The sequence below is a fragment of the Emticicia soli genome (assembly GCF_037860775.1).
GTDB classification, from domain to species: domain Bacteria; phylum Bacteroidota; class Bacteroidia; order Cytophagales; family Spirosomataceae; genus Emticicia; species Emticicia soli.
On record NZ_JBBEWC010000017.1, the window covers coordinates 59,413 to 84,557 of the forward strand.

Sequence of the window (25,145 nt, forward strand, 5' to 3'; positions counted from 1 at the left end):
GAAATATTACTTGATATATACTACTGAGCTTGGGTTAAACTCTGCCCAAGTCGCAGTCCAGTCTGTAGTGTTAAATGCACCTACATAGTTAGTTGCAGTAAAGAACGATGGCAACGTAACCGCAGTAGTACCTGCTGATAAAGCATCGGCAGCACCAGTAGTTAATGTAAACGTTGGGCGGCCAGTACCAAATACTGTACTGCTGATACCAGTGGTTGTCCAAGAAGCTACGGCTTTGTTACCAGGTTGCGCAGCAAACCAAGCTGAAGGTTTTGCAGTGCCAATCATTAAGTCGGCGGCAGGGGTTGCAGTGTTGATGTCACGTACCGAGAAACCTTGTGGCAAAGTAGATGCACCTTGACCAAAGCCATTTGAACCCCAGCCTGTTACACCCGCTAATACTACGTTGTTTAATACTAATTGACCTGAATTCGCATTAGCAGCAGTAGTAGAACCATCGATATAAACACCGTTAGGGAAACCTGTTACGAATGTGTTATAAACTTTGATTTTGTTATTACGGCGTAAGTGCATACCGTTTTGAAACAATGTGCTGATAAATGTTTCTTGGCTTTGTTTTGCACCAATCAACGAAACGTTAGCAAGTGTTGGAGATGTAAAAGGTTCAGCAGGTGTTCCCTGACCATCGTTATCAACTTCAAAACCATTAGAACCTGACTGGTCAGCAGCCGTAGCACCACGAAGACCAACCGCAAACTGGATGAAACCTCTGAAACCGTTATCCATATCAAAATCATCATCAAGTGTTCTGTAAGACACTAAGTATTTAGCATTTACAACACCACCAAACCATTCGAAGGCATCGTCACCACCGTAAGAAGCCTGTAGGTATTCAAGTGAAGTGCCACTTCCTACTGAACCAAAAGTGAAAGAGTTGATTTCTTGGTTAGGGTTGATCGGTACACCAGCGTACTCAACACGTACGTATTTCAAACTTCCTGAGTTGTCAGCGTCATCACTGCCACCATGCCAGCCTTTGTAGCTACCCTCTAATTGAGCACTACCACCAGGCAAGTTGTTTTGTGCTTTACCACAAATTACTAAACCACCCCAGTCGCCAGCTTCACGCTCACCTACTGCACGCTCTGATGTAAATACGATTGGCTCGGTAGCTGTACCGTTTGCGATAATTTTGCTACCACGTTGGATAATCAAAGTACCTTTACTAGAACGCTCGCCAATAATAACTGTACCTGCTTCAATTGTTAAGGTACCAGTAGCAACACCAGCAGCAGTAGCCGAGGTAGTATCACCACCTACACGCACAAAACCTGAAAGTTTATAGATTTTATCTTTTGTCCAGGTAATATTACCTTGTAGCATACCTTTTACTGTTACAACTTCTTTAGGCGGAACAGCCGTTACTTTTACTGTAAATGTAGCTGCAGTAGAAGCTTGGTTTTTAGTATCGGTAGCAATCACAGTAAAGTTTACTGATGTTCCTGCCGCAAGGTTTTCAATTGTATATTCTTTTGAATAGCTATCAGAAGTTTCGCTAGCTGTATAGTTTTTTGTGTCAAATGGTGCTCCGTTTTTCAATACTGTCAAGGTTTTCAAGCCCGCTGGCGCACTGATAGAAGCCGTAACATTTACTTTAGCTCCTGGTACACCTGATGCTTCTGCACCTGCCGATACACTTGGTGCCGGAAAAACTTCTTCATCTTCTTTACATGCATTCAGTACAAACGCAGCCGAAACTGCCATCGTACATACTGCAAACATTCGAGAGAATTTAGAAAATTGCATAATTTTTGGGGTTTATAATGTAAACTCTTAAAAATGTTTGATAATAACTATATATAACCGATTGATACGATTCGCTTTTTATTTGCCACTTAAAGTGTAACTCACACCTATTGAGAATAATCTACCTGGTTTGTAGTGTTGCATGATTTCATCATTCTTACGGTCGAATTTCCCGTCCTGATTACCATCTTGCAGAATCAAAGCTGCCTGATTGAAGATATCGTTGATACCTCCTTTTACTACGAATCTGCTACCGATACCTTTTGAGAATGTAAGGTCAAGCACATTTCTTGGCATTTCATAAAGGTCAGGGTATCCTTGGAAACCTACTGCAAAGATTCTTTTGCCAATTACGTTATAAAGTACGTTTACCTGGAAGTCTCTTTCTTGGTCGTTGTAGTTGATACCAGTGTTTACGATATATGGCGACTGGCCTTGTAGCGGACGGTTATCTGACTGCCCTACCGAACCCTCTCTTAATTTTACTCTACTCACCAACAAAGTAGTGTTAAATAATACACTTACTCTTTCAAGGAATTTAGAAGAAGTGATGCTTGCTAAACCTTTTTTGATTTCTAGCTCAATACCGGTGCTTCTTGCGCTCTTAGCATTGTTGTAGATAAATGTTTTTGCACCCAACGAACCACTACCTGCTTCAACTTCAATCTCGATCGGATTTCTGAAATCTTTGTGGAAAGCCGCTATACTGATAATCTCAGATGGTGTCGGATAAAACTCCCAACGAGCATCGAAGTTATTTACTGTTGAAATTTTAAGCCCCGTATAGCCTTCATATACTACGTTGAAATCAAAATCATAGAAAGAGAATGGCGCAAGCTCTCTAAATTCCGGACGGTTGATTGTTTGTCCGTAAGCTGCTCTAACCAACATTTTTTCAGAGAAGTTGTAAGAAAGGTTTGCTGATGGAAGCACACTTAGTACCGGATTTCTTACTGCAACTTTTGCCCCTCCAATAAAGGCACTTTCAAGGCTTTGTGTATTGTCTTCTACACGCACACCACCAATAATATTCAGCTTTTTAGTAAGCGGAATATTTGCATTTACATAGTATGCTGTAAGTCTATTACCTGCGGTATATGAGTCGTTAGGGTTAGTTTGCTCATCAAGACGAATACCGTTGGTATTATTGATATTCTGGAAAATAACATTTATCGGAGCAGTGAAAAGTTCGCCATTAAAGTTTGAACCACGCACATAGCCAATGTTTCTACCATCAAACGTACGGTCTTTTCTTTCATAGAATAAGCCCGCTTTCAATTCCATTTCGGTTTCTTTTTCTTTCGAAAGTGTTATTTTCTGGCTAATGTTAACTGCACCTGTATAACCATCTTCTTTCATTTTAGAATACCATCTTCCTAAGAAGAAAGCCTGTGCTGTACCGATAGGAATATACACTGATTTTGTGCCGCTGGCTTCGTCAACATCCGAACGGTAACGACGGTAGTCTGGTTGATCTCTATACGAATTGTTGTAACCAATTACCCAGTCAACTGAGGTTTTACCTTTTGCAAATGTGTGTTTCCCTGTAAGCTGCCCTGTATAAATACCACGATATACCTGATTAAACGAGTGGTTGTCTGGGTTATAGTTAGCTTCAATTGCACGCCCTGTACGTAGTGTATAATTTGAATTGCTTAACTGGTTAAATAAGTTCTTAAACTCAATTGAGTTGTTATCGTTCAAACGGAACGCCCAGTTGTGCATAACACCTACACGAATATTACGGCTGTATTGTTGGTCGTTGAAATTATATATCGGCGATTGCGTGTTGTTAATGTTGGCGTTGAAATCGTTACGGTCAATTACAAAATTGGTACGGGTGTCTGAGTAGTTCAAGGCTGTTACATTACCTACTTTTACCGAGCCAATCGAAAACTTGTAATTGCCTGTAATACCAATTCTTTGGTCTGGCGTAGCGTTTCCTCTATTTGCTATCCATTCGTTTTTTAAAGATTTACCTGCTGACTCTAAAGCCGCCGGATTATTTGCAATCTGGCTTACATTAGCCGGAAAATATTTAGGCAAATCATAATAACCGTTATTGAAACCTGTCCAGTAGTTTTTACCTTGATTTGCCTGATAGAAATCTCCGAAAGTAGTATTACTACGATAAGAAGTGCTATAATCAATTACTAATGAGTTTTTGTCAGGGATATTTTTAGTGAAGATTTTTACCAATCCACCAGCAAATTCGCCAGGTAATTCAGCCGAAGGGCTTTTAAAAATCAACATTCTGTCGATTTGAGAACTAGGGATAATATCAAACGAAAACGATTTTACGTCTGTTTCCATACTTGGCGTAAAAGCGTTATGAAGCATCACGTTATTATATCTTTGGTTCAAACCTCTGATATTGATAAATCTATCGCCTACAATAGTGATACCCGGTACACGCTTTACTACCTGTGCCGCATCACGGTCAAGGCTTTTAGCAATTTGTTGAGCCGATATACCATTTACTACCATTTGAGCCGCTTTAATTTCCGAAATCACCGATACCTCAGTGTTTGTCAATCGGCTGGCTGTTACTTTAACTTCTTGCAAAATTGTTTTCTCCTCTTCTAAGCTAGTATTGATTTCGGTTACGCTACCCGAAACCACTGCTACATCAGAAATGATTTTTTCCTGATACGATACATACGTAATTACAACTTTAACTTTACCTGCCGGAACTTTAGCAATAGAGAAGAAACCATTGATATCGGTAGCAGTACCTAAAGTAGTACCATCAATTTTAATAGTAGCTCCAATTAAATCTTCGTTTGTTTTGGCATCTTTGATTGTTCCACGAATTGTACCCGTCTGGGCAAAAGTGATGACAGTAGCAAATAGCAATAAAAAGAGAGTAGTAGAAATTTTTTGCGTGTTCATATTGGTTTTTTGTGTCTTATTTTCACGCTGCAAAACTACTTCACCAATATTAAGCCAATGTTAAGTCAATATTATGTGTTAATTATGTTTGAATAAACCTAAAAATGAGCTTTTTAAAGCTTATTACACATATTATTGCCTCCGAACTCAATTTTCTGAAAATGTATGTAACATTAATCACCCATGAAAACCAATACATATCTTATATTTGTTGTTGAATAAATAAATACACAATGAGAAACTACATTTTTAGCTGGCTTATAACGCTTACTTTATTGGGTTCGGCCTGTAGCGAAAGCCAAAGTCAATCGACCAGTTTAAAAGCCGATGATTTTTCTGAAAAGATAAAACAAAGCCCGGAAGCCATTGTTCTTGATGTAAGAACTCCCGAAGAATTTGCCAAAGGGCATCTGGAAGTAGCAAAGAATATCGACTGGAAAAATAACAGCTTTATTAATAAGGTTGAACAGATTGATAAATCGAAACCTGTTTTTGTTTACTGCCTGAGTGGCGTAAGAAGTGCTGCCGCTGCTAAAAAAATGCGTGAGGCCGGTTTTACACAAGTTTATGAATTAGATGGCGGTATTGTTAAATGGCGTGCAGCCAATTTACCCGAAACAACCGATGTTTCAAACCCGGGTATGAGTACTCAACAATTTGAGGCATTACTTGACTCTGACAAATTGGTATTAGTTAACTTTTATGCCGAATGGTGCGAACCTTGCAAAAGAATGGCACCTTATATGAAAGAGCTTACCAACGATATGAAAGATAAAGTAAAGGTGGTGCGTATCAATGCCGACGACAATAAAGAGCTTTGCAAAGCACTGAAAGTAGATGCCTTGCCTGTTTTGCAAGTTTATAAAAATAAAACCATGAGTTGGTCGCACGAAGGCTTTATTGAAAAAGCCGATTTAGTGAAGCACTTGAATTGATAAATGATTTTAAACACGAGGCTTAAACCTCGTGTTTAAAATCGTTTAAGAAATTGTTACGCAGCGTTTTAGCTGTAAAATCTTCTCCTGCGGGGCTCCAGCCCGGTGGCATAAAAACATACTTAAGTTTGTTTTTCAGGCCTGATGTATTTTTTATATCCTGCCAGAGTTCTCCAAACTCACCAAAATAGACATCTATTATCTTACCTGAGTCTACTTCTCTTGTAATACCATATTCAACAGGCACGCTTTCTTCTTCTTCCTGATAAGTTTTAAAGAGTCTGTCCCATATATTCAGAATTGAGCAAAAATTAGTATCCATGTATAAAAAATTTCGCCCATGATGCACTCTGTGGTGCGATGGTGTAAGAATAATTTTCTCTAAAAACCCTAATCTGGCATTTTTAAGTGAACTTTCGCTGATATGTGCAAATGCACCCCATATACTATCGATAATCATGATAGTAAAAAGCATAATAGGGTTTACACCTAATATCGTACAGAAAGTAGCCGTGAAAATCTCGGTGTAGATATTCTCTATATAAGAGGTATTAAGGGTGATAGATGCGTTGAGGCTTTCGGGTGCGTGGTGTACTGAATGAAAGCACCACAGTAACCTTACTTTATGCGAAAGATAATGCCTGATAAAGGTATTGAGTTCATACACAAGATAACCATAAACAAACCAGTACCATTTAAGCGGCACATGAAACAGGGCATATTTGCTAAAAACTTTAATACATAACAGAATCACCGAAACGCCTATTAAACGTGTTAATACACGGTTAATAACTATAATGAGAAAAGGTACACGATAGGTTTCTTTATTAAAACGGTGAGAAACAAGCAGCCAGAATATTTCCAGAATTATTAATATCGGAGCAATAGGCGAAAGAAAACTCAGAAAGCCTTCAAGAGTGAGCAAAATTTCATAATGCCCTGAGTGAATGATACTCAGAAGCCCGCCAATTCTAAAGAAATCAATAATTTCGTTTAGAATCTTACTTAAAAATTCCATAAAAATAATTTATAACCTTGGTAGTGATAGTCTGATGAGAACCTCACTAAATAAGCGCTATAAAAAGAATACGACTTTTTATAGAACAGATAATTAATGAGATTCAACAAAACAGGGCACTAAGGTATAGTTATTTCAAGGCTTGGAGGTACCCCATATAATTAAAATGTGATTAAAGTTACCCTTAATCACATTTTAACGACCGTGTATTATTTCAAAGCTACTTAGTGAGGTCAAGTTGTTCTTTCAATATTTTTCCGGCATACTCTAGTTCAACCCAATAAAGACCTTTCGGCAATTTATTAGTTGGTAATAGTTTGGTTTGTGTGCCTAGATTTTCAAAATACTGGTCAATAAGTGTAACCACTACATTCTCGCTCTTATCTTTCAGTTTCAGTTTTACATGGCCGGGCTTATTAATCCTGAATACAATCTTTTTCAATTTTTCAGCTTCTGTGCTATCTGTCGAAAACTCCGTTACCGATTTATCTTCGGTTGCGTTTCTTTGCTTCTGGTTGTTGCTAAAAGCCTGTTGCACACAATCGGCGATGTTTGCAGTAAATACTGCACTGGCATTTACTTCAAAACCAGGCAGCAACACAATACTATTACCTGCGGTAAACGTAATATCTTTGGTTGTGGGCACCAAACTTTGAGCCGCAATACCCTTAATAGCTTTAAAGTCTCCATCAGTAAGGGGCGAGCGGTCTAGTTTTAATGAATCTGTTGCACAATTGATGTTTACCCCCCTGCAATTACAGTTATTGTCAAACTTATCATATTGTGTAAGCGGGTCGCCATCGTCACATGGGGTACCCTGAATATCACACAGTGAGCCGTTAAAGGTTATCTTACTAAAGCCTGAGCAGGTAGCATCGCCCCAGTTATTGGCAGCCGAAATAAGTACATACCGTGCTTTGACATCATTAAAGTTTGGCCCTAAAAAGCCCGAATAATCGGCACTGCCAGGGGCTTGTGGCCACGTATAAACACCGCCTAAAGCTTGCCAGGTTGTACCGTCTAGCGAGTAATCAACATATACATTTTTAAATCCTTTGTTGGTTTCGCCTGTTACGTTATAGTTCCATACCCTGGTATCCTGAAACTTATAAGGGCTCGAGAAATCATACATAATCCAGTTTTTATTGGCAGTTCGAGCCGGATTCGGGTTTGGCTTAAGTGTGCCGCACGATACCCATGCAGCTTCTGCCAAAGTTGTGAGGTTATCGGTTGGGCTACACGAATCATACACCTTGTACCGAGCCGAAGCATCGTTGCAATCAGGACCCGAACATGGTGTACCCACACACTCACAGTTTGCATTTACCTTGTCGTCGTTAGTAAAAGGATTATCATCATTGCATGGAGTTCCCTGTGCTATGCAAGACACCTCACATTTATAATCAAACAAATAAAACGCCGGCACTCTTTTCCATACCCTATTTTCATGAAACGGGGTTTTCCAATATAGATTGAAATGGTCTCGCCAGGTGTTTTCTTTATGCCTGAATTCAAAATAATAGTATTTACCTTTTTCAAGGTAGGTAGCAGCAATATTCTGCAAAGACGAGTTACTATGTTCGGTTTCGTCAACTCCAAACCACACCGCCGCCTGATGGTATTGTTTATACTCAATAGAGTCATTTTTGCTCAGAAAAAAGAAAGTTTGTCCATCACCTGTAATATTAAACTCATAATTACCCGATACAGGTACCGTCAGGAAACCTTGCACAAGTGTACCATAATTATCGTTAATATACATAGGCGATGTAGGCAAAGGGCCATAAGCACCTTTCAGTTTCTCTTTTCTATCAGGCAATAATGGAAATTTCGGAGAGTTAGTCAAGTCGTTTTCAACGTAAGTACCAACAATATCATCATAATAATAAGCTTCTACAAGCCCTTTTTCACCTACACAGGCGTTAGCGGTAGGGTATGTGCCTACACAGTTACAAAAACCATCTTGCTGGTCGTTGGTTGTAGCAGCGTTACCATCGTTACATGGCGTACCACGCTCGGGGCATACTTGCCCACAGGTGTACTCATAAATATAATTGAAATCGACAATCGCCCAGGGCGCATCAGGTGTTGAGGCTTTTTTCCATGACAAAGTCATGTGGTCGCCGCCGCTTCCTTCAAAGTTGTACATTTCAAAATAATAGTATTGGCCACCTACCAGTTGGATAGATGCCGAGGTTTGGCCTGGTTCTTTATTGTACTCATCAACTCCTGTATAAACAGTTACCTCTGCACGTTTTACTTTATTAGCCGGCGATTGATTGGTACTTAAATAGAAAAAGCCTTTATCGTCGCTGGTCAGGTTAAAGATATAATTGGCTGTTTGTGGTACTTTAATGAATCCCCTAATCATACCTACATAAAAATCGGTATAATTAATCGGCGACCTCAGCGAACCTAATATTTGCGAACCCGTTGGTCGGGTCGGGAAATCCTCCAGAGCTGATAAGTCGGTCATGTCGGGTGTATTAGAGAAACCACTCCAGTAAGCCCACTTAACTTGCCCGGCTGGCCCAATACAACTTTGCGCCTTTACAGCTCCAGTTGAGGCAAGCAAAATAAACAACAATATATGATAGAATCTTTTCATTTGGTGTAATCGGCTCAGTATGTTAAGCATGACTGGGGTTTATCGTCAGTCGATATATTAGTACCTGCAAAATTCATAAATCCGATAGGATAATTATTTGCACTATAACTATAAAAGTTGCCTATGTTAGGTAAAACATAGCATAAATCGGCAGGGCTCACCCCATACCACAGCGCCATTTCGGCATACATTTCGTCGGTAGAAACAGCCGGAATGAAGTTTCCTCTGAACGAGATATTCTGGGCATTATTAGTCAGATTCATACTCGGGAAAGCGCCATAAATTTTACCGCCTTTTACGCTTCCACCCATTATCATTGAGTTTCCGCCCCATGCGTGGTCTGAGCCCAAGCCATTTGAGGTAATAGTACGGGCAAAATCAGAGATTGTAAAGGTGGTTACTTTATCGGCAATGCCAAGCTCTTCGGTTGCATCATAAAACGCCTTAAGCGCATTGCTTACCACAGGCAAGCGTTGGTTCATACCTCCGGCAAGGTTATCGTGCATGTCCCAACCACCGTAGGTTACAAAGAAAATCTGTCTTTTTACACCAAGATTGTTTCTTACGCTCATAACTTTAGCTATTGCCGCCATATCGTTCCCCAATGATGTTGTCGGAAACTGCGTAGCCATACTTGGTACTCTTTTAAGAGCTTCTCTGAAAGTAGCGTAAGAGGCAACTGCTGATTTAGTAGTGCCCGAATAGGTTTGTTGCAACAAATTGGCATAAGTTTGCCCAACCAGGCTATCGATTCCGTTATTACGAAGGTCGGTTAATAAACCTGAATTATTCCACCACGAAGGAATGATATCAATGCCAACAGCGTTTGGCGCCACATTGTTACTAATAGAGTACTCTCCTATGTTTTCTCCGGTCTGAAAGGTATTTTTACCACTCAGCGAAATATTCATCGAAATCTGGCTATTAGCATTGCCCGCATTCAGAAGGTCGGCTATTCGGCCTCCTACCCCAAGTGCATTACGGCTCTGTGGTACTGAAGTTTGCCATTGCATAATCTGGTCAGAGTGTGAATAAATTCCTTCCGGAATCCTTTTCAAACCACTCTTAAAATCTGTTTCATTCATGATAGGCTCAACCAAAGTGCCAACATTGGCCATAAATGCCAGTTTGCCACTATTGAACAAATCACGCATACCTGTCATGGTTGGATGCAAGGCAAAAGCGCCGTAATTACAAGAGAAGTCTCTGAAACTTGTACATTGCGGGTTATTAAGTTCAAGAAGCGATGCCTGTGCAATGGCGAGGTCCGACCTTGTAGCGGCATACTCTGCATAACCATTATCACCACCTTCTGATGTTGATACCCCTCTAGGAATCAATACATTATATGAATCAATCCCGCCTGCCAATAGTACACATACAAGTGCTTTGTAATCGTCGGCTACAGGGGCATCTTTTGATGCGAATTTTTTATGCCCGATTGCTCCATTTACCGCACCCAGACTCGTCAGTGTACTAAGCAAGGTAGTTGCTCCCATAGCAGCACAACCTGACTGTTTTAAGAAATTTCTTCTATTCATTTCTTTTCGTTACTTATTAATTATATAATCTGGGGATGCCATTATTAAATAGATAGCAATACGAGTCCTTCTAAAGGCGTCGTCAGTGTTCATTACACCGTTGGTAATAGTAAGTGGCATCTTTTGTAATGCCTCCTTAATAATGTTAAGGCTTTTTTCAGACAAGCGGCCGTGCGCCAGAATAAGATTGTATTTATCTAACAACTGTGTTAGTCTATCATTTCTTGTAAGTGGGTAATCGGCTGTTAAATCAAATTTGGGTGCTTGTTCTGGTTTATAAGTTTCGTTGCCAAAAAAACCATTGTAATCTACAGGAGTATCGCTAATAAGCCAGGTGTTCAGGGCATTAAAGTAACCTGTCAGCGACTGAGCATTGAGTGTCTGAAACTCTGGCCCAAACTTACCTGTGCCTTTTAGTGGCCCATCAGGCATATAATCTGGCGAGAAGAAGTTAAATACACTTGGTGAGAACAAAGGCAATTGTCCCATTCTGTCGTAGGCCCTCCGCATACTATTGCGGTATATACCCGTTGAGGAAGTCAGGTTAAGTCCCTTTACCAGGTTTGTATATCTGATAAACGGCTCTTTGAGCGCTCCGGCAAACTCGGTATTGCCATTGTTACAACAGTCTCGGGCTTCGGCATCGAGCAAAATTGCCCTGATAACCGCCTTGAGGTCTCCTCTTACACCGCTCCCATTATTATTGAATACGGTTGCTACTCTTTGAATATAAGCCGGGCTCGGATTTGAAGTAACCAATCGTTGAATGAGGCGTCTTGATATAAAAGGTGCTACATTAGGGTGATTGAATATAATATCTAAACCATCTTTTATATCTAACTCACCTTGCTCAACAGAGCGTGCCGGAATAGTTTTACCAAGAAAAGTCTTAACTCCTGCTTCGTGCCCATTTATAATTCTGTGTCTGGTTGTCCAGGTTCTTATGTAAGCATCGCTTGAATCGATTGGATAGAATTTAAGTCTTTTTGTATAGCTCCAATAATCTTTGCTTCTTTCGCCCAGATATTTGCTATCACCCCAACCTAAACCTGTAAAAACCTTTGCCAGATTGGCAATATCTTCATTATCATAAGTCGGAATCGACTTTCCGTTAGCATCTTTCTTTTCAGACCCATCTAAATTCAGTTGGAACAAACCTATCGAAAACAACTGCATCAGCTCGCGCGCATAGTTTTCGTCAGGATAAGTTTGTTTATTGTTGTTAAAATCGGCAGGTTTATTGTTAACATAAGTAAGGTAAACCGCCATTGATGGGTGATACGTGATTTTATCAATCAATGTTCTGTAATTGGCAAATGAGTTTTCTAACAAAACATCATAATAACTTGCAGTTGCATAAGGGTTATTCTCGAAAGCAGACACACGAGAAACCACAAAAATCTCGCTCAAGGCCAATGCTACTCTCCAACGCAACACATCTGGCGCTGTCATATTGCCCTGAAACCATGAAATATCAAAGTGCCAATCGCTCAGAAAAGTATTTGCCAGAGTCCTATCTGGGTCAACACGCCTTATAGAGTCTAAAATAGACTGATGTAAGTTTTGCAGATAGGGGGTTATCTTGAAGGAGTTGGGCATGGCCAGCTGTTGATCAACCCATTTTTCGATACCCTGTGTTGCAACATTCTCAATATCGCTGTAAGTAGTGCCTAAAGTGGCCTGAGAAAGCAACCGAGCCGCAGCATTTTTGTTGGGTAGATACCCACCACTCGTGAGGGTCTTAACACCTGTCTGACTACTTGCATTAGACGAAGACGTAACCGTAACATTGGTAGTGTTACCTTTACCAAATGTTACTTTCTGCTGGGCATTAGCAGTTAGTGTTAAACCTAAAAAACCAATCAATAAAACAAAAATTATTCCCTGACAGATTCTAAAAAGCCCTTGATTTACATACAAAGGAAAACTCATTTCAATCGAATAGAAATTAATAAAATAATAAAACCAATAAAAATAGTGTTTATATTATGTAGCAGCAATACCTACAAAATTAATTGTTATAACATACAAAAAGGATATACTAATCCTTAGCGTATTATTTTTATACTTTTGGTTATTATTATAATAGAGGTTGTATTTTTATAGTAAATTAGTAGTTCAATCCACTTTTAAAAACTTAAAAGTAATTTGCTCCGAAACCATGCAAATTTAAGATGAATTATATGAGGGACTAGGTAGTTTTTAATTTCTTCTTATAAACACAAATATATATAAAATATTGTGAACCTGAGATTAAAATTTCATAAATATTTAACCAACGGAGACACCGCTTTTACGGCACATCACTGAACTCGAAAAATATAACTATTCTAATAATCTTTTATAGAAGTTTCTTTCAATTCTTTCCAGATATTATCCAAGTTATCATTACTTATTCCGCTGCGTTTCCGGCTGTGTTCTTTAATATAAGCAAGACGCTCGTCGGTCATAGGGTGTGAGTTCAAATATGAGAGCATTTTAGTACTGCCCTGCTTTTTTTCTTCTTCGTTCAGCCGCTCCATTAAATATACCATACCTTGGGGGTCAAGCCTGTTATGATACATTAATTGTAAGCCTTTCAAATCAGCCTCTTTTTCCATACTTCTCGAAAAGCCCAGTTGATACAGGTCTTCGGCTTTACTAGCCAATACACTACTTATAGAACCGGTATCGCCAAAGACCAAAGAAATCAAAACCGAGCCGGCCAGATTTCGGCTTAAGCCTTGCAGCGAATGCCTTTCTTTCACGTGGGTTGCTTCATGCGATAATAAAGCGGCAAGTTCTTCTGCTGATTTCATTTTATCCAGGATACCACTATAAACCACTATATTACCCCCAGGCAAAGCAAAGGCATTTACCTGTTTATCTTTTACTACTGTAAATTTTAAAGGGTACTCGGTTTGAAAATCTATTTTGCTGGCAAAATCATTAAGCACTTTACTTTTTTCTTTATCAACTTCGGCATTGCGTATAAAACTCTCGAAAAATTTATCTCCAATTGCGATTTCTGTTGAGACAGGAATCTTGCTTAGCATATATGATGCAAGTGATGGTAATAATACAAAGTAAACAATAGATGCGATAACCGAAAAAATAGCGACACCTATTAATGCACCTCTGATGATGGCATTATACTCGCGGGCCATAGTTTCAACTTTGCTATGTGCTTTGGGTAGATACCCTTGCAGTACCTGAGCCAGCGGGCTATCGTGCTGATACTCTAAATACTGATGTGGAAAAGTACCATACTGCAGCATAACTTTGCCTTTACCTTTAAAAGGGCTATAATCAATTTCAGAAATTGCCCATACTACTTTTTGCCCCTCGTGATAAATACTTAACGAATTGCCAAAAACTTCAACCTGAGCCTTGCGGGGCTGGCTGGTTTGTCCATCATAATAGGTTGCCTCATGTTGCATAAAAGCGGAGGGTTATGAATAATGTATTACAGGCAAGCAATCTACAAAAAACTTTGTTAGAGCAAGCCCTCTTTCAGTAAATCGTGCAGATGAATAAAACCTAAAAGTTGCCCTGCTTCTACCACTACTAATTGCGTAATGTTTTTTTCTTGCATTAAAGATAGTGCCTCAACAGCATAATCGTCTGGTGCAATGGTTTTAGGTTTAGTAGTCATAATATCTCTGGCTTTTAAACCTGAGAAATCATGCTGTTTGTTGAGCATTCTGCGCAAGTCTCCATCAGTAATGATTCCCAAAAGCTCGTTCTGCTCGTTGGTTACAGCAGTAGCCCCAAGCAGTTTAGAAGTCATTTCAAGAATAACCACATGAATATCGGCATCAGGCGCAACTTTCGGTAAAGCATTGTTTGGATAAACATCGCTCACTTTCAGATACATTTTTTTACCTAAACTGCCACCCGGATGATACTTTGCAAAATCTTTACTGGTAAAGCCTCGCATTTCTAGCAAACAAATAGCTAGTGCATCGCCAAGTGCCAGCGCAGCGGTAGTAGAAGTAGTTGGCGCCAGATTAAGTGGGCAGGCTTCTCGTTCCACATGTGCATTGAGCACAAAATTGGCATGAGTAGCCAGATAAGACTGTGCGTTACTCACCATCGCAATCATCTGGTTGCCACGCATCTTAAGCAAAGGTACAAGTACTTTTATCTCGGGCGTATCTCCACTTTTTGAGATACACATTACTATATCATCTTTCTGTATCATGCCTAGGTCGCCGTGTATAGCATCTGCTGCGTGCATAAACAAGGCCGGGGTACCAGTAGAGTTCATTGTGGCCACAATTTTCTGACCTATAATTGCACTTTTGCCGATGCCCGTTATCACAAGGCGGCCCTCAGAAGCCAAAAGAGCCTCTACGCATAATTCAAATTGTTCATTAATATAACTTTTCAAAGAAAGAATTGCTTCCGCTTCATCTTGCAAAACTTTTTTCGCTACGCTTTGTATTTTTTTTTCTAACTTCGTCTTCACTTTTCTTAACATGATATTTTACCAACAAAAGTAATGTATGTTAGGCTATCATCAAAAGATTAGTATGCCAAGGAGTAAAAACCATTGCAGCAATAAAAGCAATCGACAACAAAACAATTTATAAACACCGAATGTGCCTATTTAAAAAAAAACCGCAATAAAAATTTGTAAAACTCAAGCAAAAAAATAGTATCTTAGCAAAGGCTTAAGTAATTACCTTAAATTAATTCAAACTTTTATAGTATCTATATAGTCAGGCAAAACAAGGTTCTGGCAAACTGTTTTTAAGTATCCTTATTATCCGGCTGTTGTTTATACGATTAACTCAAATAACCATTTTAATCTATAAACACAGTAAACATTACTACAGCAAAATACTATTAAAAATACTATTATAGGTTAATTTGATGAAGCATTCATCAAATGAATTCAACATGAAATTGCTCAGATACTGACCTATTTTTAAAAATATTGTAAATTTTCCGTACAGCAATTTTGCGTTTATGGTAGAACCAATAATTAAACAATCATTAAAAGAAAAACTCAAAGAAATTTTTGGTTTTGATGCTTTTCGTGGCGAGCAGGAAGTTATTATTCATAACATTGTGTCAGGGAAAAACACTTTCGTTATCATGCCCACAGGAGCCGGGAAGTCTCTTTGTTATCAATTACCAGCTATGGTTCTTGATGGCACTGCTATAGTTATTTCTCCGCTCATTGCCCTGATGAAAAATCAGGTTGACCAGATGACAGCCTTTGGTATTAACGCCCAATTTCTGAATTCGACGTTGAATAAGGCCGAAATAACCAAAGTAAAGAACGATGTATTGAGCGGAGAGTGTCGCCTGCTTTATATTGCGCCTGAGTCTCTTACAAAAGAAGACAATCTATCTTTTTTACAAAAAGCCAAGCTCTCTTTTGTAGCGGTAGACGAAGCTCACTGTATTTCAGAATGGGGCCATGATTTCAGACCAGAATACCGCCGTATCAGAGGTATCATTGATGATATTAACCCTAATTTACCCGTAATTGCCCTTACAGCTACTGCTACACCTAAAGTACAGCAGGATATAAAGAAGAATCTGAACATGGATGAGGCGATGATTTTCAAATCATCATTCAACCGTAAGAATCTTTATTATGAGATTAGGCCGAAAGTAGATTCTAAAAAACAATTGATTCGTTATATCCTTAATAATAAGGGAAAATCGGGTATTGTTTATTGTTTAAGCCGTAAAAAAGTTGAAGAAATAGCCAATTTACTAAGCGTAAATGGTATTAAGGCACTACACTACCATGCAGGTCTGGATGCAGACACCCGCATGAAAAACCAAGATGCGTTTCTGAACGAAGAGGCTGATGTAATTGTAGCAACCATTGCTTTTGGAATGGGGATTGATAAACCTGATGTCAGGTTTGTGATTCACTACGATGCACCTAAATCTCTTGAGGGGTATTATCAGGAAACCGGAAGAGCCGGCCGTGATGGCTTGGAAGGTAACTGCTTGATGTTCTACAGCTTTGATGATATTCTGAAACTAGAGAAGTTTAACAAAGACAAAACCGTTACCGAACGAGACAACGCCAAAGCTTTGTTGATGGAGATGGTAGCTTACTCAAATCTGGGTATATGCCGTCGTCGTCAGTTATTGAGCTACTTTGGTGAATACGCCGAAAAAGATTGTGGTTTTTGTGATAACTGCCTGAAACCTACCAAGAAATTTAAAATAGAAGACGAAGCCGTATTAGCTTTAAAGGCTATTCAGCAAGTAGGCGAAAGATTCGATATTCAGCATATAGCCGATGTGCTTACTGCCAATACAGCCAACCCGTATATTCGTAGCTACGAGCACGATAAACTAGAAGTGTACGGAAAAGGCAAAGGTATGTTTACACAAGACGACGAAGAAGAGGAAGAAGAAGATGATGATGATGAATTAGACTTAGTAAGCGACGAAGAAACTGACGACGAAGATGATGCAGCAGCTACGGTTGCAACAAAGAGCCCGTCGCAAACTCCGAAGAAAGCTGAAAAACCTAAAAAAGCTGATAACAAAAGAACAGCAAACGATTATTGGGTTTCTATTCTTCGCCAGATGATGGCATTTGGCTATATCGAAAAAGATATTGAGAATGCTTATGGTGTAGTGAAACTATCGGAGAAAGGTAAAAGCTTTATTGCTGACTCTTACCCGATTACGATTTCGGAAGACCATAACTATGAAAATACAGAAAGTAGCGATGACGACGACGTACCAATGAACGGTGGGCCGTCAGGTGGTGGTGGCGCTTTCGACTCTGCATTGTTTGAGTTACTGAAAGCACTTCGTAAGAAAATTGCGAAAGACAAAAATGTGCCGCCTTACGTGGTTTTCCAGGACCCATCTCTTGAAGAAATGGCAACCACCTACCCTACTACCTCGCAAGATTTGGCTCAGATAAATGGTGTAGGTTTAGGAAAGGTACAAAAATTCGGAAAACCATTCCTGGAATTGATTTCGAAGTATGTAGAAGAAAACGAAATCGAAACAACACAGGATTTAGTTGTAAAATCGGCTGTTAATAAATCTAAAATAAAGATTTATATCATTCAGCAGATTGACCGTAAGATTGATTTGGACGAAATTGCAGAATCGAAAGATTTAACAATGACCGAATTGATTGAAGAGATTGAGCACATCTGTTACTCAGGTACTCGTTTGAATCTTGACTACTACATTAATCAGGTGATTGATGAAGACCATCAGGATGAAATTTATGAGTATTTTATGGCTGCCGAAACTGATAATATCCGTGCCGCACAAAAAACTTTTGATGGCGATGATATTACAGAAGAAGAGCTAAGATTGATGAGAATAAAATTCTTGTCGGAAATGGCAAATTAATTTATTACATTTGGTGTAAAGAAGTAAAACACCCGCAAGGGTAATAGATATACAACAAAATCATAAAAAGTGTGAACAGCGCATTTCTGTGCTTCACACTTTTTTTTTAGACTATTTGAAGTCGAAAAATGGCAAAAAAACGGTTTCCGAACTCATAAATTATTGGTCTGTACAATATTTTTCATTATTTAACATCAAAAAATTTAGAATTAATAGTTATTCAATAAAATAAATATACTTTTGTATAAATTTATCAATTAAATCATTCAAGTTATCATGAACATTTTTGTTGGAAGTCTCCCTTTTAGAATCGAAGAAAGTGAATTAAAGCAATATTTTGAAGAATATGGTGAAGTAAGTTCTGTTAAGATTATTATTGACAAAGTTACTGGAAGAAGCAAAGGTTTTGCATTTGTAGAAATGCCAGACGATGCAGCTGCATTGAAAGCTATCAGCCAATTGAATGGTGCTGACATCGGTGGCCGTACAGCGGTAGTTAACCAAGCTGAAGAAAGAAGAGAAAGACCAGCTGGTGGCGGCGGTGGTTTCAACCGTGGTGGTGGCGACTATAACCGCGGTGGCGGTGGTGGCGGCTACAACCGTGGTGGTGACCGTGGCGGTAACGGCGGCGGACGTAGGTATTAATATTCTTCAAAGTATATATATATATAGAAGAAAACTAAGCTTCCATTTCATGGTAGCTTGGTTTTCTTTTTTTATATATCATCTATGGGTTAAAAATATAAAAGCCCCTTACTGAAATCAGCAAGAGGCTCGTAACTATTCTATTTGCATATCAAGGCAAAGGCTTAACCATTATGTCTTTAAAGTAAACTTTGCTTTTAGGATCATGCCCTTGTAGAGCAAATGTACCACTGCTTATTCTGCGTCCTTCTCTACCTTTTGGCAACTCAGCAGGCTCATCATACTCAACTACTGTTTTATCATTGATTTTAATGGTTACGTGTTTATCTTTTACAATAATGTGCTCGGTGTACCATACATTGTCTTTTACTAAAGTATCTTTTACATCCTGAATACCATATAGGCTTCCTGTGCGTCTCCAGTCGGTATGTGAATTGTTTACTTGCACTTCGTATCCTTTATTAGGCCAGCTTCCTTGCTGAAATTCGGTATGAAAATAAATACCTGAGTTTGAGCCAGGTGTAGTCATAACCTGTGTTTTAAATTCAAAATTCTTGAAATCGTGGTTATTTACCGGCCCTACATAAAACAAATGCGCTACAGGGCCATTGACAGCAATTGTACCGTTTTCGATACTGAAAGTGCTGGCATTATCGCCTACTTTCCAGCCGTCGAACGATTTGCCATCAAAAAGCGAATACCAGCCTTTTTTTGCTTTTTGTGCATAGCCTACGTTAGCCAGCATGAGTAACATACATGCGAAATAAAAGATTTTTTTCATATGAGTATTTAATAATTAATTATAGTGACATGGAGGTATCACATGGTTGAATATGGCTAACAAGGTACGAATTAATTTTAATTTCTAATTCATCGGTTTGTGATAAATGACTCTTTGCGATATACATTTAAATACTTATTATTGCACACTTATTTATTTAATGACTATTAAAGTACCTTATGCTTCTTAAATTAAAGAACTACTACCTACTACTCATACTTGTTAGCGGGCTTGTTCAGTCTTGTGTTAAACAAAAAGAACCTGAGATTCCTCTGGTTCCAACCTCGAATTTTGCTTTTAGCTTCGGAAAAAACGGAGAGGTAAAGTTTACAGATAAGTCAGAGAATGCTATCAGTTATCAATGGGAATTTGGCGATGGCAGCACCTCGACTGAGCAAAACCCAACGCATACCTATGCCGATGAGAAAGCTTATAGTGTTATGCTTACTGTAGAGTCGAAAGACAAACAGAAAAAGGCTGTTCAACAGACGATTACTATTGAAAACTATGAGCCAATTGCCGATTTTAAATACGATATGCTAGAAGGCGGAAAGGTTAAGTTTACTAATCTATCAAAATATGCCTCTACTTATATATGGGATATTGAAGGAAGAAAAGAGCAAATAGATAAGCCGGACTTTGACTATCAGTTTAAGAAAAACGGCAATCATACTATAACGCTCAATGTTGAGAAGAAGAACGGGTTAAAAGCTAGTGTCTCGAAAGAATTAGCTATTAAAAATTTGCTGACAAGTGCAGATAGCACAGCAGGCATGTACATTGGCGATTTTATGGTATAAGTAGATAAGGATACAAAAACTTATAAGAATTTTGAAATCAACTTTGAGAAACTGTCTGATTCTACTATTGTTATCAAGAAAATAACTACTCCTGAGTTCTCTGCAGAAAATATTGTTTATTGGGTGCGAGACTCCAAATTAACACGTTTAGGACCAGACTTCTGCGAAGGCTATATCAGAAAAGAAGACGGCCTTATTAGCTTTTGTGTAATATATTATCCGATATGGGTTGGTTTTAGTGGTTATAAAGTCAAATAAGGCTTTATAACCTAATCAGTTTCTTCTCAAGTACAGGTACTTGCAGCACAATTTCAGAACCTTTTCCAATCGCTGATTTTATTTCGAAGCTCCCTCCTACTTCGGCGGCACGGCTAGTCATGTTTTTAAGCCCATTACGAGAAGATGGTTTCTGAGGGTCAAAACCCTTGCCATCGTCTTTTATGTCAATTCTAAGCATATTTTTCTGCAAACTTAGCCTCATGTCTACTTTTGTACATTTGGCGTGCTTGGTGATATTATGCAGGGCTTCTTTTACAATCAGAAAGATATTTCTCCGAACCTCCATCGATAAAGCTCCTATTTCATTATTAATAGAAGAATCGATGTCAATATTAATCTCAATATCCTGGGCTTGGAGTGTTTGCACGGTGTGGTCACGCAGCCTTACAAAGAAGTTTTCAAAACCATCGTTTTCAGGGCGGATATTCCATATCATATCATCGATAGCACTACTTAAACGGCTTACCTCTTCCGGTATCTGTTTCAGTAACTGATTAGAAGAACTTTCAGGGTCGAGTTTTTTACTTGCCATTACACTTAATAAACTAATGCTACTGAGCGAAGAGCCAATATCATCGTGCAAATCTCGTGAGATACGGTTTCTTACTTCCTGCAATTGCAAAAGCTGATTGATACGGAAACGATAAAAAAGGTACGCCAAAACGAGAACCAATGCAATAATCAGGGTTTTAAACCACCATGTTTCGTAATAATATGGTACTATCGAAAAACTGACGGCAACTTCTTTTAAATGTCTATTGCTTGTCTCATCAAACATTCTGACATGAAAAGTATAATCGCCGGGCGATAGGTTATTGTATGTAAAAGTAGCATCTTCTTTTGCGTCAATCCAGCCATTTTCCAGCCCTTCGAGGTAGTAACTGTAATGATTCTGATTTGCTTTCATAAAATTCAAAGCTGAAACATGAAAAGTAATGGCGTTTTCGGTACGTTTTAGCTCAAATGGCTGGCTCCAGTCATAAAATCGCTGTTCGTTATTGACAATTACCGAACTTACCGCAAGATTACTTATGGCCTTGTTTTGCAGCAAATCCTGGGTATTAACAATATTCAAACTGCCTTTTTGCCCTATTAATAATTCTTTACCCTCGTTCATATAGAAACTATAGGTAGTGTTATCGCTAATGAGCCCATCGTTTTGGGTAAATCTCAGAAAACGTTGCTGCTTAGGGCTATACACTTGCAAACCACCTAGGTTACCTATCCAGATATTACGGTGAATGTCTTCGGCTATCTGCCTGCATTCAATGTCATAAATACCATCTTTTGAGCCTAAATCGAGCAGAGCAACTCCCTGCTGATTAATCTTGGCGAGTAGTTCCCAACCTGTAGCCCAAACATTACCTTCAGTGTCTAGCAATAATTTAATGATAGAAATTTCCCGCTTGTCGTCAGGAAATTTTACTTCCGAAAATCTCTTTGTTCGTTCATCAAAATAAAAAAGGCCCGAGGTTGTGCCTATCCAGAATCGGCCTTGTTTATCTTCCAGCACATCCATTATCCATCGGTTTTTCATCAATGTGTCATGGTCTTTTTTATCCCATAGCACAATTTCTTTTCCCGTAGCTTTATCTACTACGTGCATACTTAGGTAGTGATTAATAATCCACATCCGATTTTTAGAATCCTGCATGCCTATTGAGTAAAACGGCACAGTAAAAAAGCCATGATGGGTAGTAAAGGGCGTAGGTAAAAAACGTTGCTGTTGAGGGTCAAACACAAAAATCCCTTCAAAATTATTATCTTCCGGATTCTCTTTTCCATCAGCCCAGGTTTGCCACTGGTTAGTAAAAATCCAGATTTTACCTGTTTCATCCTGAATTATCTGCCTTGTTTCAGCTTCGCTGGGGTAATGCGGATACCGAAAAAACTGTCGGGAATTATTGGCTTTGTTCCACTTTACCATTCCCCACCTCGAAAACCCCAGATAAAAAGTCTGGCCTGTTGCATCGGTTTTGTCTTTCAGAATTGCATTAATTGCAAGATTGTTTTCTGGAAGAAAATTAGCAAAACTAACCGCCTTAATTAACTGACTATGAGGATTATACAAAAAAACACCTTGCTGTAAAGTACAAAACCATACGATGCCTGTACGAGGGCTTTTGCAGATATTAAAAGCCTGAAAATCATCGCTATATACACCTTCGTAGAAATAAAACTTTTCTTCGTCGGGTCTGAAAATCCCTATGGTTTTGGCATTGCTCACCCAAAGAATATCTCTGCCTTGCTCATCGGTATCGGCACATACAGCCAATGTATAATCCTTATAAAATTTCAGGTCTTCAGTAACTGGGTCGAACCGGATTAGGCCCTGCTGAAAGGCAGAAATCCAGATAATGCCGTGTCGGTCTATTGTAGCCCTGCTTACTTCAAAAAACAAGCGTTTATCGGGTTTATCGCTTTCTTTGCCTACTACACAACGTAATTTCTGCTTAAGGGGCTCGTACTTATAAATGCCTACATCTAAGCCTATTACCCATATATTTTTCTGCTTATCTTCTATAAAATCGGCTTTTATGTCTTTGTAAGTAGTATTTGGCAAGGGGAAGTATTGATGTGCAAAGGTTTTAGGGTCAAACCTGAACACCCCGTGAAAATCGGACATCCAACCATTTTTTTGCGAATCGAAGACGATATTGCCAAAATTACCATCTGGCAAAGGCGGGAGTTTATTGCTTAAATCGTTAACTTTCAAGGTTTTGGCATCAATTCGCCCGAATGGAATAGTTCTTGAAGCAAACCAAATGTTGTTTTGCTCGTCAGAAGTAATGCCATGATTATAGGCACCCTCTATCTGTGTAAAATTCTGAAACTGGTAGCCATCGTAGCGTGTCAGATATTTACGTGTACCCATCCACACAAAGCCCTCTTTGTCTTCAACCACACTTAGTACATCGTTGCTTGAAAGCCCATCTTTTGAAGTAAGATGCTCAAATCTTACCTGTGGTAGCTGTGCATAGGTACATAAGGAGATAAATAATAGGGTAACGAGATACTTCATAAAAATAAAAGGGTACTCGCAGGTTTGGTTTTTCTGACCGAAACTATACAAATTCTTTTGTAAATCAAAGGGAGAACCGTGTGACTCTCCCTCATAAAAACATATATTTCAGTTTCTTAACACTCGGTTGCACTTAAGGCCAACCCTGCCTGTGATGTTTCTTTGTATTTTTTCGACATATCTTTTCCTGTGGCTCGCATTACCTTTATTACACTATCTAAGGTGATTTTCTGATAGCCTGTGTTGCCTGACGAAGCCAGTAAATAGGCATTATATGCCTTGATAGCCCCCATAGCATTGCGCTCAATGCAGGGAATTTGCACATATCCCCCGATAGGGTCGCAGGTCATGCCCAGGTGGTGTTCAATCGCTATTTCAGCGGCTGATTCTACTGTTTCTATGGGCCTGCCGGCACAGTATGATAACATAGCCGCAGCCATAGCCGAGGCCGAGCCTATTTCGCCCATGCAGCCCATTTCAGCACCTGAGATACTAGCATTATGCTTTATCAGAAAACCAACTGCGGCAGCAGCCATCATTCCTTCCCGTAGTTTTTGCTTATCGTAATGATAATGGTTACGCAGTAGATATGTAATACCCGGAATAACGCCTGATGCACCAGAGGTTGGCGCCGTTACAACAATATTTCCGGCAGCGTTTTCTTCTGATGCCGCCATACAATAGGCATTCAGAAAAACCATAAAACTATCGGTTGTAGAAGCATGACTCTTGGCTTGTTCGAACAAAACGGGCGCTTTCCTTCTTAGTTTAATAGTGCCCGGCAAAACGCCTTTGTGCCTTAAACCTCGTTTGACGGCCTTATGCATGGTTTCAAGAATATCATCTATTTTCTGGTAGATTTCTTTCTTTGCCAAGCCCGTAAGTGCCATTTCGTTGGCAATCATGAGGTCGGTAAGAGAAATTTTATTTTTCGACAGATGCTCTTTTAGCTCTTTCATTGTCGAGAAAGGGAAAGCAGGTATTTTTGTAGAAGCTGCTTGCGGGTCTTCGCCTTTGCGCTGAATAAAGCCCCCTCCTACTGAATAGTATTCTTCCTCTAAAATAACTTTCCCGTTGCTCATTAAGCGAAAAACGAGTGTATTAGGATGCGGAGAATCATAACGCCCCCGTTCAAAAACAATACTTTTAGCTGTGAGCGTAAGTGCCTCATTCTGAATACTTATAGGATAAGCATCATCGGGATTCTTCAATAATACCGTAAAAGCATTGGGTTCGCAAGTATCAGGCAACCAGCCTAAAAGCCCGGCAATTACGGCTCTGTCGGTACCGTGGCCTTTTCCGGTGGCACTTAGTGATCCGTACAAATGAATTTTTATCTGAAGTGGCTCAAGCAGTAAATCATGGGGTAAAGTATAGGTACGCTGCAGAAAATCGTAAGCAGCTTTCATAGGCCCGATTGTATGAGAACTCGAAGGGCCTGGACCAATTTTGAATAAATCAAAAATGGAAGTCGTAATTGCTTCTTTAAGCATGTCGTCAATGATGAAGGTAATTCAATCAC

The 25,145-nt window shown here is 39.2% G+C and carries 15 protein-coding genes; 4 read left to right on the forward strand and 11 right to left on the reverse strand.

Going from position 1 to position 25,145, the window contains the following annotated elements; all coding sequences use genetic code 11:
* Positions 1-6: 6 nt before the first annotated feature.
* Positions 7-1,767: an Ig-like domain repeat protein gene (locus tag WAE64_RS22240; protein WP_340239987.1), complete on the reverse strand. Its 1,761-nt coding sequence runs from the start codon at positions 1,765-1,767 to the stop codon at positions 7-9.
* A gap of 78 nt (positions 1,768-1,845) precedes the next feature.
* Positions 1,846-4,659, reverse strand: a complete 2,814-nt coding sequence (locus WAE64_RS22245; RefSeq protein WP_340239988.1) for a TonB-dependent receptor — start codon at positions 4,657-4,659, stop codon at positions 1,846-1,848.
* Between the two features lie 233 nt (positions 4,660-4,892).
* Here WAE64_RS22245 and WAE64_RS22250 point away from each other — a divergent pair, with 233 nt between their 5' ends.
* Entirely contained in the window at positions 4,893-5,594 is a 702-nt protein-coding gene (locus WAE64_RS22250) for a thioredoxin domain-containing protein (protein WP_340239989.1), read from the forward strand.
* Between the two features lie 22 nt (positions 5,595-5,616).
* Here the strand turns inward: WAE64_RS22250 and WAE64_RS22255 are convergent, their stop codons facing one another.
* From WAE64_RS22255 to WAE64_RS22280, 6 genes are all read right to left on the reverse strand, one after another.
* Complete coding sequence (locus WAE64_RS22255; RefSeq protein WP_340239990.1) at positions 5,617-6,612, reverse strand: sterol desaturase family protein; 996 nt, start codon at positions 6,610-6,612, stop codon at positions 5,617-5,619.
* 220 nt (positions 6,613-6,832) lie between these two features.
* Positions 6,833-9,250, reverse strand: coding sequence for a PA14 domain-containing protein (locus WAE64_RS22260; protein WP_340239991.1), 2,418 nt, complete (start codon positions 9,248-9,250; stop codon positions 6,833-6,835).
* Positions 9,235-10,761, reverse strand: a complete 1,527-nt coding sequence (locus WAE64_RS22265) for a DUF1501 domain-containing protein (protein ID WP_340239992.1) — start codon at positions 10,759-10,761, stop codon at positions 9,235-9,237. Before WAE64_RS22265 ends, WAE64_RS22260 begins: the two co-directional genes overlap by 16 nt.
* Before the next feature lie 9 nt (positions 10,762-10,770).
* A complete protein-coding gene (locus tag WAE64_RS22270) occupies positions 10,771-12,693 on the reverse strand; it encodes a DUF1800 domain-containing protein (protein WP_340239993.1) in 1,923 nt (640 codons plus the stop codon).
* A gap of 398 nt (positions 12,694-13,091) precedes the next feature.
* A complete protein-coding gene (locus WAE64_RS22275; protein WP_340239994.1) occupies positions 13,092-14,180 on the reverse strand; it encodes a M48 family metallopeptidase in 1,089 nt (362 codons plus the stop codon).
* Positions 14,181-14,236: 56 nt separating this feature from the next.
* Positions 14,237-15,211 carry a KpsF/GutQ family sugar-phosphate isomerase gene (locus WAE64_RS22280; protein WP_340239995.1) on the reverse strand — a complete coding sequence of 325 codons (975 nt, stop codon included), beginning with the start codon at positions 15,209-15,211 and terminating at the stop codon, positions 14,237-14,239.
* A 503-nt stretch (positions 15,212-15,714) separates the two neighbouring features.
* Between WAE64_RS22280 and WAE64_RS22285 the strand changes: the two genes are divergently transcribed.
* Positions 15,715-18,096 carry a RecQ family ATP-dependent DNA helicase gene (locus WAE64_RS22285; RefSeq protein ID WP_340239996.1) on the forward strand — a complete coding sequence of 794 codons (2,382 nt, stop codon included), beginning with the start codon at positions 15,715-15,717 and terminating at the stop codon, positions 18,094-18,096.
* Positions 18,097-18,372: 276 nt separating this feature from the next.
* The gene (locus WAE64_RS22290; RefSeq protein ID WP_340239997.1) at positions 18,373-18,741 is read left to right on the forward strand and encodes an RNA recognition motif domain-containing protein; all 369 of its coding nucleotides are present in this window, start codon (positions 18,373-18,375) and stop codon (positions 18,739-18,741) included.
* Positions 18,742-18,892: 151 nt separating this feature from the next.
* On the opposite strand, the gene WAE64_RS22295 is transcribed toward WAE64_RS22290, so the two are convergent.
* A complete protein-coding gene (locus WAE64_RS22295; protein ID WP_340239998.1) occupies positions 18,893-19,522 on the reverse strand; it encodes a 3-keto-disaccharide hydrolase in 630 nt (209 codons plus the stop codon).
* A 179-nt stretch (positions 19,523-19,701) separates the two neighbouring features.
* Here WAE64_RS22295 and WAE64_RS22300 point away from each other — a divergent pair, with 179 nt between their 5' ends.
* On the forward strand, positions 19,702-20,322 hold the full coding sequence (locus WAE64_RS22300; protein WP_340239999.1) for a PKD domain-containing protein: 621 nt from the start codon (positions 19,702-19,704) through the stop codon (positions 20,320-20,322).
* A 262-nt stretch (positions 20,323-20,584) separates the two neighbouring features.
* Here the strand turns inward: WAE64_RS22300 and WAE64_RS22305 are convergent, their stop codons facing one another.
* Both WAE64_RS22305 and WAE64_RS22310 read right to left on the reverse strand, forming a co-directional pair.
* Entirely contained in the window at positions 20,585-23,623 is a 3,039-nt protein-coding gene (locus WAE64_RS22305) for a sensor histidine kinase (protein WP_340240000.1), read from the reverse strand.
* Between the two features lie 116 nt (positions 23,624-23,739).
* Positions 23,740-25,116 (reverse strand): L-serine ammonia-lyase, encoded by a 1,377-nt coding sequence (locus WAE64_RS22310; RefSeq protein ID WP_340240002.1) that lies wholly within the window; start codon positions 25,114-25,116, stop codon positions 23,740-23,742.
* Positions 25,117-25,145 lie beyond the last annotated feature (29 nt).

Coding starts and splice junctions, on each gene's coding strand:
- WAE64_RS22240 (WP_340239987.1), bottom strand. CDS start 1,767: ATGCAATTTTCTAAATTCTCTCGAATGTTTGCAGTATGTACGATGGCA.
- WAE64_RS22245 (WP_340239988.1), bottom strand. CDS start 4,659: ATGAACACGCAAAAAATTTCTACTACTCTCTTTTTATTGCTATTTGCT.
- WAE64_RS22250 (WP_340239989.1), top strand. CDS start 4,893: ATGAGAAACTACATTTTTAGCTGGCTTATAACGCTTACTTTATTGGGT.
- WAE64_RS22255 (WP_340239990.1), bottom strand. CDS start 6,612: ATGGAATTTTTAAGTAAGATTCTAAACGAAATTATTGATTTCTTTAGA.
- WAE64_RS22260 (WP_340239991.1), bottom strand. CDS start 9,250: ATGCTTAACATACTGAGCCGATTACACCAAATGAAAAGATTCTATCAT.
- WAE64_RS22265 (WP_340239992.1), bottom strand. CDS start 10,761: ATGAATAGAAGAAATTTCTTAAAACAGTCAGGTTGTGCTGCTATGGGA.
- WAE64_RS22270 (WP_340239993.1), bottom strand. CDS start 12,693: ATGAGTTTTCCTTTGTATGTAAATCAAGGGCTTTTTAGAATCTGTCAG.
- WAE64_RS22275 (WP_340239994.1), bottom strand. CDS start 14,180: ATGCAACATGAGGCAACCTATTATGATGGACAAACCAGCCAGCCCCGC.
- WAE64_RS22285 (WP_340239996.1), top strand. CDS start 15,715: ATGGTAGAACCAATAATTAAACAATCATTAAAAGAAAAACTCAAAGAA.
- WAE64_RS22290 (WP_340239997.1), top strand. CDS start 18,373: ATGAACATTTTTGTTGGAAGTCTCCCTTTTAGAATCGAAGAAAGTGAA.
- WAE64_RS22295 (WP_340239998.1), bottom strand. CDS start 19,522: ATGAAAAAAATCTTTTATTTCGCATGTATGTTACTCATGCTGGCTAAC.
- WAE64_RS22300 (WP_340239999.1), top strand. CDS start 19,702: ATGCTTCTTAAATTAAAGAACTACTACCTACTACTCATACTTGTTAGC.
- WAE64_RS22305 (WP_340240000.1), bottom strand. CDS start 23,623: ATGAAGTATCTCGTTACCCTATTATTTATCTCCTTATGTACCTATGCA.
- WAE64_RS22310 (WP_340240002.1), bottom strand. CDS start 25,116: ATGCTTAAAGAAGCAATTACGACTTCCATTTTTGATTTATTCAAAATT.